Annotated in this window: 2 protein-coding genes; both read right to left on the minus strand. The window is 67.1% G+C overall.

What is annotated here, in order from left to right; translation table 11 throughout:
* Window positions 1-95: 95 nt before the first annotated feature.
* The gene (locus LQV45_RS30120; RefSeq protein ID WP_230010867.1) at window positions 96-809 is read right to left on the minus strand and encodes an SDR family oxidoreductase; all 714 of its coding nucleotides are present in this window, start codon (window positions 807-809) and stop codon (window positions 96-98) included.
* Between the two features lie 67 nt (window positions 810-876).
* Window positions 877-1,727, minus strand: an 851-nt coding sequence (locus LQV45_RS30125; protein WP_230010869.1) for an alkene reductase, incomplete at its 5' end; no start/stop codon positions are given.

The raw sequence follows: 1,727 nt of genomic DNA on the forward strand, positions 1-1,727 counted from the left end.
GACGTGAAGGCCAAGGCACCAGGCGATCGATTCGGGTGGGAGGAGTGGTGCCACCGCGCTCACTTTTGGTGAACGCGGTGGCACCGGTTTTTCCCTTATGCGTTCGTCGCCGCCAACTGCGAGTAGACCGCTTCGAGGGGTGCGCTGAGTCCGGCCTTGAGCTGGACAGACGTGTCGTCGGCGAGGACCTCGTACTGCCCTGCCTCGGTGGCGTCGAACACGGTGCGCACCAGCACGGCCGGGTCAAGCTTCGGGTCGGTGGCGTGCGCGGCCATCGCGGTGTCGACGTATGCGACGTGGACGCCGACGACGTGCACGCCGGCGGGGGCGAGTTCGAGGCGGAGGGAGTTAGTCGCGGACCAGAGGGCGGCTTTGGTCGCGCTGTAGATGCCGGCGACGGCGTACCAGCTCAGGGCCGAGTGGATGTCGATGATCATCGCTCCGTCCTTCACCGACAGGACCGGAGCGAACGCGCGGGCGACGAAGAGAGGCCCGAGAAAGTTCGTCTCGACGTTCCTGCGGATCTCCTCGTCCGTGTGGGTGAGGATCCCGGCACTGGAGACCGACGCGCCGGCGTTGTTGATCAGCACGGTCACATCCGGTGCCGCCTCGACCGCCGCCTGGATGGAGGCGGAGTCGGTGACGTCCAAGGCGAGCGGAACGATGCGCTCGTCGTTCCAAGTACGGGGGGTGCGGGCGGAGGCATAAACCTTTGCAGCTCCCCGGGCGAGTGCTTCGTGCACGAATTGCGTGCCGATTCCGCCGTTGGCTCCGGTGACGAGGACGACTGCTCCGTTGAGTGAGGGCATGGCTGTTTCTTCTTTCTGATCGGTACGGGATATGTAAGGTCGGTGGCGTGCGACCCGCGGCAGACGATTAGGCGTGTGCCAGGGCCGGATAGTCGGTGTACCCGGCCGCGCCGCCGCCATACAGGGTTGCCGGGTCCACCTCGTTCAGTGGCGCCCCAGTGCGCAGGCGCTCAACAATGTCGGGGTTCGCCAGGGCGAAGCGGCCCAGCGGCGCGACGTCCGCGAGCCCGGCGTCGATGTCGTCGGCAATCTGCTCGCGGTCGCGCCCATAGCGGACGACGAGGATGGCTGCAGGCCACGCGTCGCGGAAGGACCGCAGCAGTTCGTCGTCACCGAGGTGGTGTACGTGCAGGTACGCAAGGTCCAGTGTGGCGAGTTCGCCGACCAGGTGGCGGTACTGTGTCCGGACGTCGGCGGGGTCCCCTTCATTGATTCCGCCCAGCGGGAACGCCGGTGAGATGCGGATGCCGGTCCGGTCTGCCCCGATCTCCTCGGCCACCGCGCGGGCGACCGCGACGACGAACCGGGACCGGTTCTCCACGGATCCGCCGTATTCGTCCGTGCGGTGGTTCGAGTTTGGCGAGAGGAACTGGTGGAGCAGGTACCCGTTCGCGCTGTGGATCTCCACGCCGTCCGCTCCCGCTGCGATAGCGGAGGCTGCGGCGTGGCGGAACCCGGCGATGGTGGCCTGGATGTCTTCGGCAGTCAGCTCACGCGGCACCGGCGTCTTCTGCGGGCCCGTTGGAGTGAACATGTCCTGCTCGGCCGAGATCGCCGACGGGCCCACGGGCTGACGGTGGTGCGGGGTGTTATCCGGGTGCGACATCCGGCCGACGTGCATCAGTTGGATGAACAGGGCTCCGCCGCCTGCATGCACCGTGTCGGCGATCTTTCTCCATCCCTCGATGTGTTCAGGAG

The sequence above is a fragment of the Microbacterium sp. Bi128 genome (assembly GCF_918698205.1).

What these genes read in the sequence shown, in the direction of transcription:
- LQV45_RS30120 (WP_230010867.1), bottom strand. Translation starts at nt 809, where the DNA reads ATGCCCTCACTCAACGGAGCAGTCGTCCTCGTCACCGGAGCCAACGGC.